The sequence below is a fragment of the Nonomuraea sp. NPDC001699 genome (assembly GCF_053596455.1).
Genome location: NZ_JBSFGF010000008.1, coordinates 416525 through 432763, shown reverse-complemented (window position 1 = coordinate 432763; position 16239 = coordinate 416525). Strand labels below are relative to the sequence as shown.

12 protein-coding genes are annotated in these 16239 nt (G+C 71.2%); 6 read left to right on the top strand and 6 right to left on the bottom strand.

Going from position 1 to position 16239, the window contains the following annotated elements; translation table 11 throughout:
• Positions 1 to 43 precede the first annotated feature (43 nt).
• Positions 44 to 889 carry a hypothetical protein gene (locus tag ACWCSU_RS26350; protein WP_449938330.1) on the top strand — a complete coding sequence of 282 codons (846 nt, stop codon included), beginning with the start codon at positions 44 to 46 and terminating at the stop codon, positions 887 to 889.
• A gap of 626 nt (positions 890 to 1515) precedes the next feature.
• On the opposite strand, the gene ACWCSU_RS26345 is transcribed toward ACWCSU_RS26350, so the two are convergent.
• Complete coding sequence (locus ACWCSU_RS26345; RefSeq protein ID WP_449938329.1) at positions 1516 to 1755, bottom strand: hypothetical protein; 240 nt, start codon at positions 1753 to 1755, stop codon at positions 1516 to 1518.
• Between the two features lie 463 nt (positions 1756 to 2218).
• On the opposite strand from ACWCSU_RS26345, the gene ACWCSU_RS26340 reads away from it, so the two are divergent.
• Positions 2219 to 2995, top strand: a complete 777-nt coding sequence (locus tag ACWCSU_RS26340; protein ID WP_449938327.1) for a hypothetical protein — start codon at positions 2219 to 2221, stop codon at positions 2993 to 2995.
• A gap of 825 nt (positions 2996 to 3820) precedes the next feature.
• On the opposite strand, the gene ACWCSU_RS26335 is transcribed toward ACWCSU_RS26340, so the two are convergent.
• Positions 3821 to 7096: an NACHT and WD repeat domain-containing protein gene (locus tag ACWCSU_RS26335; RefSeq protein ID WP_449938325.1), complete on the bottom strand. Its 3276-nt coding sequence runs from the start codon at positions 7094 to 7096 to the stop codon at positions 3821 to 3823.
• Between the two features lie 158 nt (positions 7097 to 7254).
• On the opposite strand from ACWCSU_RS26335, the gene ACWCSU_RS26330 reads away from it, so the two are divergent.
• Together ACWCSU_RS26330 and ACWCSU_RS26325 are read left to right on the top strand one after the other, a co-directional pair.
• Positions 7255 to 7782: a ricin-type beta-trefoil lectin domain protein gene (locus tag ACWCSU_RS26330; protein WP_449938324.1), complete on the top strand. Its 528-nt coding sequence runs from the start codon at positions 7255 to 7257 to the stop codon at positions 7780 to 7782.
• Between the two features lie 25 nt (positions 7783 to 7807).
• On the top strand, positions 7808 to 9112 hold the full coding sequence (locus ACWCSU_RS26325) for a hypothetical protein (RefSeq protein ID WP_449938323.1): 1305 nt from the start codon (positions 7808 to 7810) through the stop codon (positions 9110 to 9112).
• Between the two features lie 548 nt (positions 9113 to 9660).
• Here ACWCSU_RS26325 and ACWCSU_RS26320 read toward each other — a convergent pair.
• Entirely contained in the window at positions 9661 to 10572 is a 912-nt protein-coding gene (locus ACWCSU_RS26320; RefSeq protein WP_449938321.1) for an NAD(P)-dependent oxidoreductase, read from the bottom strand.
• Positions 10573 to 10639: 67 nt separating this feature from the next.
• Here ACWCSU_RS26320 and ACWCSU_RS26315 point away from each other — a divergent pair, with 67 nt between their 5' ends.
• Positions 10640 to 11194, top strand: a complete 555-nt coding sequence (locus ACWCSU_RS26315; RefSeq protein WP_449938320.1) for a CGNR zinc finger domain-containing protein — start codon at positions 10640 to 10642, stop codon at positions 11192 to 11194.
• A 644-nt stretch (positions 11195 to 11838) separates the two neighbouring features.
• Here the strand turns inward: ACWCSU_RS26315 and ACWCSU_RS26310 are convergent.
• Both ACWCSU_RS26310 and ACWCSU_RS26305 read right to left on the bottom strand, forming a co-directional pair.
• A complete protein-coding gene (locus tag ACWCSU_RS26310; protein ID WP_449938317.1) occupies positions 11839 to 12177 on the bottom strand; it encodes a hypothetical protein in 339 nt (112 codons plus the stop codon).
• A 367-nt stretch (positions 12178 to 12544) separates the two neighbouring features.
• Positions 12545 to 13594 carry an Lrp/AsnC family transcriptional regulator gene (locus ACWCSU_RS26305; RefSeq protein ID WP_449938315.1) on the bottom strand — a complete coding sequence of 350 codons (1050 nt, stop codon included), beginning with the start codon at positions 13592 to 13594 and terminating at the stop codon, positions 12545 to 12547.
• Between the two features lie 110 nt (positions 13595 to 13704).
• Between ACWCSU_RS26305 and ACWCSU_RS26300 the strand changes: the two genes are divergently transcribed.
• Positions 13705 to 15318 carry an MFS transporter gene (locus tag ACWCSU_RS26300; RefSeq protein ID WP_449938312.1) on the top strand — a complete coding sequence of 538 codons (1614 nt, stop codon included), beginning with the start codon at positions 13705 to 13707 and terminating at the stop codon, positions 15316 to 15318.
• A gap of 17 nt (positions 15319 to 15335) precedes the next feature.
• Here ACWCSU_RS26300 and ACWCSU_RS26295 read toward each other — a convergent pair whose 3' ends face one another.
• A complete protein-coding gene (locus ACWCSU_RS26295; protein ID WP_449938310.1) occupies positions 15336 to 16232 on the bottom strand; it encodes an amidohydrolase family protein in 897 nt (298 codons plus the stop codon).
• Positions 16233 to 16239 lie beyond the last annotated feature (7 nt).

Below are 16239 nucleotides of genomic sequence, written 5' to 3'. Positions count from 1 at the left end.
GGCCGGAAGTTCTGTTTCGCATGCCCAAATAAAGGAGCAAACCATGTTGATCGCAGCGAAGGCTGTCGCAGCCACCCTGCTCATCGGTACGTTCAGCGCTCTCCCCTCACCGGAGACGCAGGCCGCCTACGAGAAGAAGGCCGCCATGGAGCAGACCAGGGTGGCCTGCATGCAGGAGAAGGGGCTCACCTACCTGGCCGAGCCGATCGTCAAGCGCAAGTGGCAGCCGGGAGAGCTAGAGCGGCTGGCCGGCGACCATGAGGCGCTGCGCGCGTACCGGGCCAAGTACGGGTTCGGCGTCTGGTCCAGGCTGGTCTATCCGGGTGACCCGGCGGTCAACCCGGTGTCCGGGGAAAGCGTGAACAACAAGAACCTGATGGCGATGCCGGCGGACGAGCTCAAGAAGTGGCGCGCGGCCGACGACGCCTGCTTCGCCGAGGCGGCCGAGAAGCACCTGGGCCTCACCGTCACCTCGCAGCGGGGCGACTACCTCACCCAGCTCAACGCGGCACTGGACAAGTCCGTGGCCGCTCTCGACAAGGACGAGCGGCTCGCGCGGCTCGGCAAGCGGTTCGGCGCGTGCCTGGGCATCAGCGACACCAGGCCTTCGGTCCTGGCCGAACGCGGTCGGTCGGCGTTCGTGAAGCAGGCCACGCAGGTCGCCAGGAAACTGTACAAGGGCTCGCTGCCGAAGGCGCCCGAGGGCCGCACCCTGGCCCTGATTCCGCCGCTGAAGCCGGAGCAGGCCAAGCCGTACCTGGAGAAGGAGATCAAGACGGCGCTGAAGGACCTGGAATGCGGCAAGTCCTTCTACGCCGCCTACTCGCCCAAGGCGAAGACGGCCAAGGAGCAGGTGTACCAGAGGTTCGCCGTGGACTTCGCGCTCTGACCGGGGTGGGCCTGGGGCCTGGTCACTCGGGGTAAGCGAGCGACGTTCGAGGTGACGGAGGGGGCCGTTCACAGCTCGGCGAACGGCCCCCTTCATCGGAGCCGGCGGCTCCGACCTGAACCCCCGATCGGGGCGGCCCTGGTGCCCGATGTGCCGGGCCGGGATCCCTCATGACGTCGATCTGGCGCCTACGCGTCCGCGCGCGGACGCGTAGGGACTCGCAGGAGTCGTTGGCGGTGCCGGCGAGGAACGAACACCTTGGGACGAATCACCACATGACCAAGGCTGCTGACGCTACGCCGCGACCAGGCTGTTGATGAACGCCAGCGACAAGGCCCGGCAGCTCTGCGGCCGCATTGGCCTGCAAACTGACGGTACGTCCAGGCGGGCCCGCGCCCGCCATCCTGGTGGTTCCCCACGAACACATCACCCAGCCGCCGAACTCGCGAGCGTGGCAGGCGCCCGCCACGCCGATGTCAAGGTACATCCGGTCGCCGCGGGTGTACCTTGCCCGGGACAAGTCTCAGACAGGGGGCCGCTCAGGCCCATGCAGGCCAGGCTCACACCTTGGCAGAGGTGGAAGCCTGGCCTTGCTCACGCTCCGGGCCGGAAATCCAGCACGGGCCTCAGCCGCCGGTGCCGGGGTAGAAGTCCTCCTTCATCGGGGCGACCGTGCCGCCGCCGGGGTAGTAGTCCCCCTTCGGGGCGATCCCGCCCTTGCCGGGCCAGGCTTCCTCGCCCATGGGGGCGATCCCGCCGCTGCTGGGCCAGGGTTCCTCCTTGGCGGCTGCCGGGCCGGCGGCCAGGCCGAGCCCCGCCGCGGTCAGCAGCCCGATCGCGGCCAGTTTGAGCGTCGTCTTGGTCATGCCGTCACCTTTCGTCACTCTCGATGTGTGATCTCCGCCCGTGCCCGGGATGGGCACGCGATCCAGTGCATGACGCTGGGCCGCCGCCTGTCCTGCTGTTCCAGCCTGAGCAGGAACAGGCAGTTCACAGCCTTCGCCTGTCGGCGCCCATATCGACATCCCCCACGTCGTCAGGTCGCCGGCAGGCCCTCAGTCTCAGCATCCCGCCGATTGTCTGGTAGCCCCTTTCGCCGTTCGGACAATCGGCAGCCCGCCCGTCGGCACCTTGGCTGAGTCGGGGTGAGCGTCGACGGCCCCCTGTTCGGCTGTGCGCGACCACGAGTATGCGCGGCCTCGCTATGGATCCGCTTTGGGGCCGCTGGGTCGCGGCAGAGCTTCGTCGAAGGCGATCGCGCAGGACGGCCTGCATCAAAGGGCCCGAATCGCAATTCCGGCCCCGAATTCTCGACGCCATAATGATCACGTGAAGTTCGAAGTGCTCGTCATCGGGCCCGAGGTCGGGCGGCAGCTCGCGCCGTATGCGAAACGCACCCGGGTGGGCGCCTTCCGCCGCTACATCACCGAGGACGACCTCCAGGACGGATTCGTGCAGGGCATGTGGGCCGGGCGCCTGGGGCCCGACGCGGACGAGGCCGCGATCGCCGCGTACGTGCGCAGCACCTTCGACGAGTTCCTCGGCGAGCGCGACGAGATCGACAAGGACGAGCGCGGCTGGTACTTCTACTCCCACGAGAACCCGTTGGCGCGCTGGGACTACTGGTTTGTCAACAGCGAGTGGTGGCCGCTACGGACCAGGCCGGGTGGCGCGGTCGTCCTCGACGAGGCCGCCTACGCCGGCTGGCCCGACATCCGCGACCACGCGCGGCTCTGGCGTCGAGGCAGGCCCGGTGAGGTGCTGTACGGCGCGCAGTCGGTGGTCGAGGAGATCGACTTCGCCGCCATGGAGCGGGAGTCGGCCGAAGCAGCGGGGCGCGCCTGGGACGCCTACCAGGCCGCCGAGCACCGCGACTCGCTCGACGAGATCCAGATCGGCGGATTCACCCGCGAGGAGTACCTGCTGCGGACGGGCTGGCATCCGGCCTGTCTCGTCGAAGGCGGGCGCTGGCACGAACGCGGCGATCGCGGACTGCGGGCCGACGTGGAGGAAGCACGGGCGCTGGAGTGGCGGCGCTTCGTCGACGACCTGATCGGCGGCCTGCCTCCTGGCACGCTGCTCACCAAGGTCGTCTGTCACACGTGAGCCGGTAATGGCCTGCACGCCTGCCGCGCCACCGTCGTCCTGTCCAGGTACGGCAACCCGCTGTATGACGAGGTAGCTGTACCCGTCGACCAGTTCGTCGATGTGCATCGGGGAGTGTGTCATGTCCGCCCAGCATCGACCAGGCAAGTCACAACACGATCAACGCCGTTGCCGGGTCGGACCGGGGCGCCCCGCCGTGATTGCTCACGGTGGGTTTCCCCGGCACGCCCGCCGCGCCCGGCGTGCGCGTCTCCACGCACCCGGCGCTCCACGGGTCGATGCCGTTGGCCAGCCGCCTCAAGCGGCTGCCGGTGCCGGGTCCAGGGGGTGGGGATTCCGTGCCCCCGGTAGCGGTGTCGGATCACCTTCACGCTGGCAGCGCCGGTGAACTCGACTCCGTCATGGGCGATCTTCCAGGTGCCCACCAGCTCCCAGTCGCCGTCGAGCAGCGTCCACGCCGCGATCAGCTCCTCCGGCTCCCACTCCCGACGTACCCGAAGCCGCCCTCCACCTGACCGTCTCCGACACGAACACGATCAAGCACAGGCTCCGGCCAACCGGCCTCGTTCACTCGCCCGCGACGACCACGAACCGCAATCGTGATCACCCACACAGCTAATTCGGAGCTGGGGTCAGCTTCGGGAGCGGAGGGCCGAACCGGAACGACGCGGGACTGGGGAACACCGACGATGAGTGAGGTCTTCGACTATGGCGAGGGAGCTGCGCTGTGGCGGATGCTCTACGAGACGGCGGCCAGAGCCGCGGAGATCCTGGCGCTAGCACCAGGCCTCAACGGCACCCGAGGCTGGGCCGTTCCCAAGCCTGTCAGCGATCCTGCGGTCCGCAGGTCGGCTGGTAGGGGAAGTCCGGGAAGTACCTCGCCCATTCCTCCCGATCGAGCCCGCGGCCGACCCGCCGGCATACGGTGCTCGCAGCCCCGGCGGCGCTGAGGTCGTAGCGCTGGACGGGCAGGTGTTTGCCGGCCACCGACAGCGCGTCGCCGCTGAGGGACAGCGCGAGGACCGCGCCGCCCGGCGTGGCGAGGGGCGGGCCGACAGGCCGGCGGCCGGCGGTGTCCCACAGTTGGACGACGCCTCCCTCCGTGCCGACGGCGAGCAAGCCGGCGTCCGAAGAGAAGGCCAGCGCGGTCACGGCTCCGGGGGCGGTGGGGGGCAGCGTGCCCAGGTTGCGGCGGAGGTCGCCGTCCCAGAGGGCGGTTCGTCCTCTGGTGTCGCCGGTGGCGAGGAACCGGCCGTCGGGGCTGAAGGCCAGCGCCTCCGCGGGGCCAGGGCCGGGGCCGCCGCCGGCCCGCCGCAGCGGCGGGAGCGAGGCGACGTCGCCCTGGTCGGTCAGCAGGCGTTCGCCCCGCGGGGCGACGGCGATCCGGCTGCCGGTGACGCCGGGGGTCGTGGTGACGGCGCCGGTGCGCGTGTTCCAGCTCGTGAGCGCCTCCTGCCCGACCGAGGCGCCGCTGATGAGCAGCAGCTCGCCGTTCTGGGCGAAGGCGAGCGGCCCGCCGTGGCGGAAGGGCGGCGACTGGCCGGTGATCCGCCGGCCGGCCAGGTCCCACAGCGTCGCGGTGAAGGAGGCGGCGTAGGCGTCGCCGTAGGCGAGGATCCGGCCGTCGGGGCTGAAGGCGGCCTGCATCCAGCACGGCGTCGGGCAGGAGGGCCGGGGCGGACCGGGCAGCTCTTGTCCGGTCCTCGCGTCGCGCAGCTCGACACGGTCCCGGTACGTGAGGAGCAGGCTCCTGCCGTCCGGGCTGAAGGCGGCGGAGGTCGCCCTCTCCTCGCGCCAGTCGCGGGTGAAGGCCGAGCCGACGCGCAGGGTCTGCACGGTCGGGCCGGTCAGGTAGCGGATCTCCCCGGCGTCGGGGCCGATCCAGAGGTCGTCGACCACGTCGCCGTGGAGCGGGTGCCGCAGGAGCACTCCTTGGAGGTGGTTCGTGGCGCGCACCTGGAGCTCGTCCTCGCCGGCGGTCGCGACGAAGGCGCCGTCGGCGCTGAAGCCGATCTCGCGCACGCCCGGCGCGCTGAGTGCGGCGGCCTCCGTTCCCGAGGCCACGTCCCACACCCTGACCAGGGCGGGGGTGGCCATGAGCAGCGTCCGTCCGTCCGGGGAGAGGCGCAGGCGTCCCTCGCGGCACTGCTCGGCGGTCGGGGTGGGAGCCCAGGCGGGGGCGGCGAGGCGGCCGGTCGCGGGGTCGGGCACGCGCAGCGGTTCGCCGGGTCTGCACACGAGCGGCGGCGCCGCCGCGCCGGAGTGGACCGGCGCGACGGTGACCTGGGGCTGGTGGGTGCGCAGGTCCCAGCGGGTGACCCGGGTGGCGGTGGCGCTGATCAGCCAGCGGCCGTCGGCGCTCAGGCTCCGCCGGGTGTCCGGGGAGGTGTCCTGGTCGGCGAAGACGTCCTGCTGCGGCTGGAGGCTCGCCGCGCGGAGGGCCGCGCGGGTCTCGGGGAGGTCGGCCAGCTTCCAGGCGGCCAGGCTGAGCCGCATGGCCAGGGACGGTTCCGACAGGGGCAGGGTCTCGGCCGTCCCGGCGATGCCGCGGGCGTGCAGCTCCCGCTTCTGCTGGCCGTTCACCAGGCTCCGCTGCCAGATGAGGGACGTCGTGACCAGCAGGAACACTGCCAGGACGGCCAGGACCGCGGTGCGCCGCCTGCCCTTCCTGCGCTCGCCGTCGCTGGCGGACAGGAAGGCGCGTTCGGCCGGGGTGAGGGTCCGGGCCGTGAGGTGTTCGCGGGCCAGCTCAAGGCGCAGCCCCCGGTAGAGGGCGCCGGGGTCGCGGCCGTGCTCCTCCCACGTGTCGGCCGCCTCGGTGAGCCGCCGGTGCACTCTCAGGCGTTCGCGGTCCTCCTCGGCCCAGGCGCGCAGCCGGGGCCAGGCGGTCAGCAGGGCCTCGTGGGCCAGGTTGACCGTGTCGCCGTCCTGGGTGACGAGGCGGGCGGCGGTCAGGCGCTCGAGCAGGACGGGGCCCGGGTCGTCGGGGTCGCCGGTCAGCAGCTCCGAGCGCCGTACCGGGCGGCGGGTGGGCTGCGCGCCCGCCTCGCCGGGCATGACCAGCCGCAGCAGCAGGTGGCGCAGCCTGTCCTGCTGGGCCGGGGTCAGGCCGGCGTAAAGCTCCTCGGAGGTGCGGGCGACCGCGCCCGCGATGCCGCCCGCGGCTTCGTACGCGGCCAGCGTCAGCGCCTTGCCGTGGTGGCGTTTCCAGGTCTCCAGCAGGGCGTGCGACATCAGCGGCAGGCCGCCGGGCTGCCCGGTGACCTCCTCCAGGATCCGGGCCGTCAGTTCGCGCTGCACGATCAGGCCGGCGGTGGCCGCGGGCTTGACGATCGACTGGCGCAGCTCGGCCGGGCTCATCGGGCCCACCAGGACGGTGGCGTCCTCGACGGCCTCGATCAGCCGGGGATGGTCGGCGCACCGTCCGAAGAAGTCCGCGCGTACGGAGAGCACGACCCCGCCCTCGGCGGCCACCAGCGCGTCGATGAACGCCCCACGCTCGCCGGGGTCCTCGCACAGCGTGAACACCTCCTCGAACTGGTCGACCACGACCAGCTCCCCCGCGGCGGCGGCGGGCAGGGCCGGATGGACGCCCGGCGTGACGACGCGCGCCGCGCGCGGCCGCAGCGCCGGCACCAGCCCGGCGCGCAGCAGCGAGGACTTGCCGGAGCCCGACGGGCCGACCACCATCACCATCCGGTGCGCCTTGACCATGCCGGCCAGCCGCTCCACCAGCGAGGACCGGCCGAAGAAGTAGGCCCGGTCGGCCTCCTCGAAGCCGGCCAGCCCCCGGTACGGCGCCCGCTCGCACGCGGCGGCCACGGATGCCCACTCCCGATCGGCGGCCAGGGTCTCCTCCCAGCGGACCCGCCATTCCCGCTCGTCGCCGCCACAGGCGCGGACGTAGGCCAACGTGACCGGCAGAGTCGGCAGCCTCTCCCCGGCGGCGGCCTGCGCCAGTGTGGAGGCGGCGAAGCGGGCCCGCGCGGCCATCACCCGGTAGGACGGGGACCCCGCCTGCTCCCGTAACTTGCGCAGCTCGACCGCGAAAGCGGCGACCGGGCCGTCCATCGGATCCACGACCTGTTCACGACGTCCCATGCGCTCCCCCTAGGTCCCATGAGAACCACAAACCAGCGCAAAATACGTCTTCACCCCGATTTGATCAAGTTTGTCCAGGGCCCGAAACGGGCTTCCGGACAATGATCGCCACGCCGAGACTGGGGACCTGCCACGCCGCCGAGAAGCCGAGGAGATCCATGCGCCTGCTCGTCGCCCTGACCCTGTCGCTGCTCACGCCGGTGCCCGCCGGAACCGCCTCTCCGGCGGCGGGCGGCACCGGCGTCGTCAGGTTCGTCAACGCGGGCACCGGCGACTGCCTGGACGCCAACAACGGCGACGACGTCCGCTCCCTGGCCTGCAACCGGGAGGCCGGCAAGCCCGAGGACGGGTGGCAGCTCTGGCACGTCGAGGACATCTCCCGGGCCACAGGGGTGCCCGGGACATTCATGATCCGGAATGACCACGAGAGGTACGACCGCCGATGCCTGACCGCCCGGGGGCCCAAGAACCAGGACGCGCTCCTGACCCCCTGCGCGCCGGGCGACAGCGGGCAATGGTGGACGTTCGACGGCGCCAGGATCCTGGCCTACCGGTACGGCAAGGCCGCCCTCTACGACGAGGCGGGCACCCTGCGCGTCCGCGTCGCCCGTGACGCCCGGCCCGGCGTGAACACCCGGTGGTGCCGGCGGGCCTGGCCCACCCAGAAGGCGTCCTGCGACGCCTGACGATCACAGCGAGAAGAGGATTCCGTTGGGAAAGATGTTGATCGCGCTGGCGATGACGGCCACCGTCATGAGCACCGCGCCGGCGACCCCCACCACCGCGGCCCCTGCGTCCGCGGCCACAGAAGCCGCCGCGGCGGCCCAGGTGGTGGCGCCGCTCAAGCGCCTGACCGGCGACGCGCTCACCGGGCTGTCGCTCACGGTCGGGGCCGAGCCGTACACCCAGCCCATGGAGGACGCGTTCGCACTGACCACCCTGGACCAGGTGCTCAGCGGCGACGATCGGACCCAGCTCCCGACGCCCGCCGACGACCCGGCCTGCGCCTCGCGCATGCAGTCCTTCGGGCCGACGACGGGCGGCGTCGGCAGGGCGTTCTGCTGGGACGCCAAGCTGCAGGGCCTGACGGGCGAGACGGCCTGGGTGCCGCAGGGCCTGGCCACCTCCGGTGAGGCGAGGAACGACGCCGCTCCGGTGCCCACCTCGAAGGACGCGCTGATCACGAGCTGGTCCTGGCAGAACCCGCCCACCCACTCGCTGGCCAACTCGGTGCGGCTGTCGGTGGTGAACCTGAACGACATGCGTTACCGGACCGTCCTGCCGGTCTGGGTCCGTCCGGACGGGACCCTGAGCCGGATCTACGGGCACGGCGGCGGCCTGGCCTGGAGCGGCCCCTACCTGTTCATGGCCACCACCCCCGGCTGGCCCGACGGCACCGGCGCCCCGAGCGCCAAGCGCAGCGCCATCCGCGTGTTCGACACCCGCCGGATCTACCGCCATCAGACCAAGCTCGACGACTACCAGTACGTCATGCCGGAGGTGGCCAACTTCGTCAGCCCCGACCTGGACTTCGACTACATCTCGCTGGACCGGACGAGCACCGGCCGGCAGGCCCTCGTGGTGGGCGACTACCGGGCCACATGGCTGAACGGCCAGCCCCAGCCGCTGAACGGCACCCGGATCGCGCGCTACGCCTTCCGCTCGGCCGAGACCGGCGACTACCGGCTCGGCCTGACCCCGACGGCGGCCTGGGAGTCCACCACGCCCACGACGGCGGAGACCCACGCCATCAGCGACGTCCAGGGCGTCCAGCTCCACGACGGCCGGCTCTACGTCAACATGAGCGCCGGCAAGTTCGTCAACGTCCCGTACTCCAGGCGTTTCGCGTCGGTGGACCTGGCCTCCATGACGATGACGGCCCGTACGAACTGGGGCTACCGGCCGGAGGACCTGTCGCTGTGGTACTCGGGCACCGGGGGCGAGCTGTGGGGGCTGACCGAAGGCGAAGATCAGCGGGTCGTCTACTCGGTCGCTCTCGACAACCTCTCGCCTTGAGCCCCGCGCCTTGAGCCCCGCGCCTTCCTGGCGAGGCCGAACGGGGGGAACCGCCCGAACGGCCCCGCCTCGGCATCGACCACGTCGGAGGAGGGCGGTCGAGGCTGAAAAGGAGGGTGGCACGGGCCTGCCCGGTGCGGGGGTCATCTCCATCACCGGCATCTCCTTCGCCCCCGTGGGCGCCACCTGCGCGGGCCCGCTGGGCGCCACCCTGGACGTCACGGCCGACGTCCTGACCGCCACCGGGCAGGCCGACGCCACCTACGACAACACCAGCGGCGCGATCCTCCTGGAGGACCGCGACCACCTGCAATCGCGACCGTCAACCCCCGCTGCGTCGGGGACGGGCTCAACGTGGGCGACAACGTCATCGTCGAGGGAAGGTTCGACCTGGCCCCCGCGGCGTCATCACCAGCCCATGACCCGTTCCCGGTGAGCCGCGCGGTTCACCGGGCCCGCGTCAGAAGGCCTGGTGGTCGGCTTCGGAAGACTTCGCGGAACGCCAAGAGCTGCCTCGTGGCGTGATCGCCCGGCCGCCTCCACGGCGGTCACCGCGGCTGCCGTTCCGCGATGACCGCCCAGTCGTCCGCCCCGTGACCGTCGGCGATGGCCTGGTCGAAGACAGTCCGCAGGAGTTCACCGATCGGGAGCGGAACGTCGTGGTCGTTCGCGGCATCGAGCGCGAGGTGCAGGTCCTTGCGGCCCAGGACCGCAGTGAATCCGGGTGGCTGGTAGCGCCGTTCGGCGATCATCGACCCGTAGCCCGTGTAGACGGCTCCCGGGAAGAGGGTCGAGGTCAGCAGTTCGACGAACCGCCCCGAGTCGACACCGGCGCCTTCCGCGAGACTGACGGCCTCGCCCAGGGACTGGATCGCGCAGGCGATCAGGTAGTTCCCGAGGATCTTCACGACGTTGGCCTGCTCCGGACGGTCGCCGAGTCGCCAGGTCCGCGAGCCGATCACGTCGAAGAGCGGCTGCACGCGGTCGATCAGCCCCTGCTCGCCCGCCGCGAGGATGTTGAGCGCTCCGGCTTCGGCGACCGGAACACGGCCGAAGACCGGTGCCGCGACGTACCCGACACCGTGCTCGGCGTGCGCCGCGCCGGCCCGGCGGGCCAGGCCGGCGCTCACCGTCGCGAGGTTGACGTGAACGGTCCCGCCCGGGGCCCGGGCGAGAACGCCGGAGTCGATGAACGTCTCGGCGACGGCCCGGTCATCGGCCAGGACCGAGAAGACCACCGGCGAGTGCATGGCCTCGGCGACCGAGGCGGCTCGCCGGGCACCCGCCGCGACGAGCTCGTCCGCGGGCCTGTCGGAGCGGTTCCACACCATGACGTCGTACCCGGCTCTCAAGAGGTTGCGTGCGATGGGCCGTCCCATTGCGCCCAGACCGATGACCGCGATGTCGCTCATGAGGAGAACCCTCTCTGTGAACCGTCTAAGGTGGTTCCACGATGTCATAGGGGTACCATCGTGTCGAACCGGCTAAGACGGTTCGAAGGTGTCGTCGCTCACTGCGGAGGTTGGCATGACCGAGGACGCACGTCGTGTGTTCCGCATGGACAACGAGGTCCTGGCGTTCCGGTTCACCGCCACCGTCAGCGATCGAGCCGGCATGGCGCCGCGCGAGCGGCTGACCGACCCTGCCCGACTGAAGATGTGGCTGCAGGCGACAGGGCTCGACGCCACGGACGTGTCGCCGGCCGATCTGAAGGACGCCGTCGAGCTGCGCGAGGTGATCTACCGGATCGGGTCGGCGATCGCCGCAGGTGAACGGCCCGATTCGGAGGATGTCCGCACTCTCAACACGGTCGCGGCCGCCGGGCACGCGAAGGCCGCGCTCGAACGCGATCGCGCAGGATGGCGCCTGACCGCGGCGACGCCTGTCGGTGACGCCCTCGGGGTCCTGGCCACAGATGCCATCCACGTCCTCGGGGGCCCCGACCGCAGCCGCATCAAGAACTGCGAAGGCCCCGGATGTGCGGGACTCTTCCTCGACACCAGCCGCGGAGCCAACCGCCGTTGGTGCTCCATGAACACCTGCGGCAACAAGGTCAAGAAGGCACGTCTCGCCGAGAACTGACCCGACAGCCGCGATCAGGCCGGCAATCCCGACCACTTCTGCGGCAGGACGCCGTTTGAGCAGGCGACCCACATCTACGGCCAGAGCGTGGTCCTGCTGCTGCCCGACCGTGACCACCACGAAGGCGCCGAACAGGCATGGCTCTCCACGTTCGTCAACCTTAGGTTGACGTTGATGCAGCGTCAACCTAAGGTTGACTCATGCGACTCTCCGTGGTTCTCGCGCTGGCGAGCCTCTTCCTGCTCGGGCTGGTCATCGCGACCCTGTAGTCCGACGGAATGAACGGCGTACCGAACCGACCAGCCCAGGCAGGCGCTCTTCGCTCTCCGGCCGGCACCACGCCAGAAGGGGGTGCCCGGGAGGGTGACGTAGGGAGCGTAGGTGACGTCGTCGTCGAGGTACTCGTGCAGCCGGTCGGCGATCTCCTCGACCGAGGCGGCAGCTCGCTGACACCGTAGGCCGACTTGCGGTACTCGGTTGAGCCGCTTGTTGATGACCGCCTGATGGCGGCCAAGCCGTCCGCGAGGTACGACATGAACCGCGCGGGTGCGGTCGTGATCGCGTCTGGGGGCGCTCAGCCGGCTCCGCGCCCTCCGCAGCAAAGGTCACCTCGTCCAGGGCCGCGAGCCAAAGCGTGCTGCTCGTCAGTTCTGGGTGGGACGGTGACGGACGTACTCCACCGCGTCCCGTCGGGGTGCCGGGCGTTGAAACCGGCTCCGGTCGGCACGCCCTGCGATTTCCGCGCCCTCAGCCACGAGCCGCTCGTGGTACGGCCGCACGTCGAGCACCAGCAGGGTGCCCAGGGTGTCCCGGAACGGGCGCATCACCGCCTCGCCACCAGCGATGGTCAGGAACGCCCCCACCATGGCCGACTCCAGCCCCACCGCCGCGAAGGTGAACCGCGCGTCGGCCGCCGTCCCCTGCACCCGGATCAGCACGCGAGGTGCGGCCGGGTCGGGGGAGTCGTCGCGCAGTCGCCACATGTCATCGCTCCTGCCTCCACAGTGGCGCCGGGCGCCCGCCGACAGGCAGGGGAGCGTTCATCGGATCACAGGCCGGCGGTCAGCCGCGAGCTCGGCGCCCACCTGCGCGGGGCCCGTGAGGTCGTCGACCCGGCGGACGTAGGTCCGGCCGGCGGCGGGAGGCGGCGTACCCCCGGACTGCGCTGCGACGCCGGCCGGACAGCGGCCGTTGGAGATCTACCCGCTGGAGGACCTCGGCCAGGCCACAAGCTGACCGGGATCGGACACGCACGAGGCAAACGAGTGATTTACACCGGCACCTGACCGTGGAATACCACGCCACATTCCGCACCGAACGGCATCACTACTACGCGGGGCTGCTCAGGTCTCATCGCGGCTTCCCGAATGAAGGGCCTGAACGACCATGATCGTTGTCGGCGCCGACGACCGTGCCGATCCCAAGGCCGATGTCGAGGTGAGTGCCGACGCGCTTGACGTTCTGGACGATCGGAGCGGTCTCGACATGGGTGATCGCGGGCAGGGCGGCGACGCGTTCGGTGAGGTAGCGGTAGAGATCGCGGGAGCTGCGACAGGCGACTTGGACCGCCAGGTTGGTCGGGCCGGTGGTCGCGGCGGCGAACACCACCTCGCGGTGCTCGGCCAGGGCCTGCCCGGTGGCCACCAGCTCGGCCGGCGGCACGGTGATCCACAGCCGGGCGACGCTGCGCAGGCCGACGTAGGCGATGTCGAACTCGGCGTAGTAGTGCAGGACGCCGGTCGCGCGCAGGTGCTCCAGACGCCGGGCGACGGTGGACTGCGACCAGCGGGTGGCGGCCGCGAGCTCGGCCAGGCCCGCTCTCCCGTCGCGCGCCAGGACGTCCATCAGACGCTGGTCGCCGGGGTCGAGGGAGTCGATCTCGCCGGTGTCCGGCGCAGGCGCGGGGCGCAGCCGTTCGACCTCGTCCGGGGACAGCGCGTCGAGGCCGCGGATCATGTGCGGTGAGCCGTAGTAGGTGTGCAGGACCGCATGCGCGGCGATCGAGACGACCCGGGCGCCGCGCGGAAACCGGTCCAGCAGGAGCTGCTCGCTGTCGACCTCGCTCCGGGCGCGGACGACGCAGAGGATCTCCGTGCCGCCCGAGACGAGCTGCACCCAGGTGGTGTCGGGACGGCGCGCCAGCGCGGCGGCGACGCTCCGGGCGGCGCCTGGGACGCACCGCAGGCGCAGGATCCACCGACCCTCCGCGACGTAGCTGACAGGCGGGACGCCCACGACGCGCAGGATGTCGCGTGAGCGCAGCCGACGGTACCGGCGGGCGATCGTCTGGTCGGAGACGCCGAGGACCTCAGCGATGCGACTGAACGGGGCGCGGCCGTCCATTTGGAGTGCCTGGATCAGGCGGCGATCAAGTTCGTCCGCGACGTCGGATTTCACCATGTGATCCTATTTGATGTCGAAATGCAGGAAAGTGACGGCTTCCAAGTGGCTTTCCTGCATATTTGCGCTGATCGTTGAGGCGTCTTCGCATAACGATCGGAAGGATCATCATGGGCAAGTGGGGGCCGTTGACCGCCGTCAGCCTGGGAACGTTCATGCTGCTGGTGGACGTCAACATCGTGACGGTGGCGATGCCGGACATGGCGGCGTCGCTGAAGGCGTCGTTCTCGTCTCTCCAATGGGTGATGGACATCTATGCGCTGGCGCTCGCGGCTCTGCTGCTGGGCGCGGGTGGGCTGGCCGACCTGCTCGGTCGCCGCCGTGTGTACGTGGTGGGCCTGGTCACCTTCGCCGTGGCGTCGCTGGCGAGCGGACTGGCCCCGAACGTGGGCTCCCTCATCGCTGCACGGGCCATCCAGGGCACGGGCGCCGCGATGATGTTCGCCACGACGGTGGCGCTCGTGGCTGCCTCCTACGAGGGACGCGACCGGGGCGTGGCGTTCGGCGTTTGGGGCGCGGTCAACGGCGCCGCGTCCGGGATCGGGCCGATCCTGGGCGGGCTGCTGACCCAGCAACTCGGCTGGAGGTCGACGTTCCTGGTCAACCTGCCCGTCAGCGTGGCCGCCGTGGCGCTGACCCTGCGCGTGGTGGACGAGTCCCGCAACCCGGACGCGCGGCGGATCGACCTGCCGGGCATCGCGCTGTTCGCCACCGCGGCGGGCGCGTCGGTCTACGCGCTGACCCGGGCCGGCGAGGACGGCTGGGGATCGCCCGTCATTGTCGGGACGTTCGCCGCCGCGGCGATCGCGCTGGCCGCCTTCGTCGCGGTCGAGGCCCGTAGCCCGTCCCCCATCCTGGACCTTCGCCTGTTCCGCAGCCCGTCCTTCACCGGAATCATGATCGCCTCCCTGGCGATGTCGGGGGCGGCGTTCGCGTACCTGATGTACACCTCAATGTGGCTGCAGTCCGTTCAGGGGCTCGGCGCGCTCCAGGCCGGGCTGGTGATCCTGCCGATCCCCGCGGTGTCGTTGGTGGTCTCTCTGCTGTCCGGCCGCTTCCTGCACGCCGTCTCGCCGCGCTGGACGATCGGCCTCGGGATGCTGCTCGTCGGCGCCGGCGTGGCAGGCCAGGCGGTGCTGACCGGGGACTCGGGCTGGGCCGCCCTCGTCCCCGGAGCCGTCGTCGTCGGGGTCGGGGTCGGGGTGGCCGTGCCGAACGTGACGGCCGCGACGATGGCCTCGGTGCCGCCGGAACGCGCCGGCATGGCGGCCGGGGCGGTCAGCACCTTCCGCCAGCTCGGGTTCGCGGTCAGCGTCGCCGTCCTCGGCACCGTCTTCCGCTCGAAGCTGCCAGACGCCCTGGACCACACCGTCTCCGAGGCCGCCGCGTACGCCTCCGGCCTGAACGCCACCTTCCTGACCGCCGGCGCGATCGGCCTCGCCGCAGGCGCGATCACCCTCCTCCTGGTACGGCGCCCGGCCTCGGCACCCGCTCACCAGCAGACATCGCAGGCCGGCGCCGCGGTGCGCACGGTCAAGCTGGAGTTCTCCACCGACGGCGGCGCCACATGGCAGCCCGTCAGGACCCGGGCAGCCGCCTCCGGCTGGACGGCGACCGTCGCCAACCCAGGCTCGTCGGGGTTCGTCTCCCTGCGCGCGACGGTCAAGGACACCGCCGGTGACGGCGTCACCCAGACGGTGACCCGCGCCTACGCAGTCGGCTGACCGTACCCGGGCCGCGTTCATCGACTCGCCCTGCGCAGGCCGAGAACGCGTAGGGCGTTCTCCTTGTAGATGAGGGGCTTGGCCTCGTCCTTGACGTCCAGGGCGGCGAAGTCGGCCATCCAGCGGTCGGGGGTGAGGACGGGGTAGTCGGAGCCGAACAGGACCTTGTGCCGCAGGGGCCCGGCGGCCTGGCGGACGAGCTGCGGCGGGAAGTACTTCGGTGACCAGCCGGACAGGTCGAGGTAGACGTTGGACTTGTGGCCGGCGATGGACAGGGAGGCGTCGACCCAGGGAACGGACGGGTGCGCCAGGATCATGGTGAGCCCGGGGAAATCGGCGGCGACGTCGTCGAGCAGCATCGGGTCGGAGTGGCGCAGCTTGATGCCGCGCCCGCCGGGCAGGCCGGCGCCGATGCCGGTCTGCCCGGTATGGAACAGCGCGACGCTGCCCAGGTCCTCCAGCGCCCGCCAAAGCGGATAGTGAGCGGGGTCGTTGGAGGTGAAGCCCTGCAGGCTCGGGTGGAACTTGAAGCCGAGCACGCCGAACTCCTGCACGAGCCGCCGCGCCTGGACGACGGCGGCCGGGCCGCGGCGCGGATCCACGGAGCCGAAGGGGATGAGGACGTCGGCGTGCTCGGCCGCCTGACGGGCGATCTCCTCGCTGGACAGGGCCGGGTGGCCGAGTTCGGTGGAGGCGTCGACGGTGAAGACCACCGCGGCCATGTTCCGCTGCCGGTAGTAGGCGGCGACGCGGTCGATCGTCGGGGTGCGGTCCTGACCGGCTTTGAAGTACTTCGCCGAGGCCGCCATCAGCTCGGCGTCGAGGGAGAGGCGGCCGTGGTGGTCGGCCTCGATGTGGGCGTGGACGTCCAGGGCCACGATGGCGTCCGGGTCGATGCGCGGGGTGTAGATCATCGTTCCT

Excerpts from the sequence above, each read along its gene's own strand:
- ACWCSU_RS26320 (WP_449938321.1), bottom strand. The coding sequence starts at position 10,572 with ATGACATCGTGGAACCACCTTAGACGGTTCACAGAGAGGGTTCTCCTC.
- ACWCSU_RS26300 (WP_449938312.1), top strand. The coding sequence starts at position 13,705 with ATGGGCAAGTGGGGGCCGTTGACCGCCGTCAGCCTGGGAACGTTCATG.
- ACWCSU_RS26295 (WP_449938310.1), bottom strand. The coding sequence starts at position 16,232 with ATGATCTACACCCCGCGCATCGACCCGGACGCCATCGTGGCCCTGGAC.
- ACWCSU_RS26345 (WP_449938329.1), bottom strand. The coding sequence starts at position 1,755 with ATGACCAAGACGACGCTCAAACTGGCCGCGATCGGGCTGCTGACCGCG.
- ACWCSU_RS26335 (WP_449938325.1), bottom strand. The coding sequence starts at position 7,096 with ATGGGACGTCGTGAACAGGTCGTGGATCCGATGGACGGCCCGGTCGCC.
- ACWCSU_RS26315 (WP_449938320.1), top strand. The coding sequence starts at position 10,640 with ATGACCGAGGACGCACGTCGTGTGTTCCGCATGGACAACGAGGTCCTG.
- ACWCSU_RS26330 (WP_449938324.1), top strand. The coding sequence starts at position 7,255 with ATGCGCCTGCTCGTCGCCCTGACCCTGTCGCTGCTCACGCCGGTGCCC.
- ACWCSU_RS26350 (WP_449938330.1), top strand. The coding sequence starts at position 44 with ATGTTGATCGCAGCGAAGGCTGTCGCAGCCACCCTGCTCATCGGTACG.
- ACWCSU_RS26305 (WP_449938315.1), bottom strand. The coding sequence starts at position 13,594 with ATGGTGAAATCCGACGTCGCGGACGAACTTGATCGCCGCCTGATCCAG.
- ACWCSU_RS26310 (WP_449938317.1), bottom strand. The coding sequence starts at position 12,177 with ATGTGGCGACTGCGCGACGACTCCCCCGACCCGGCCGCACCTCGCGTG.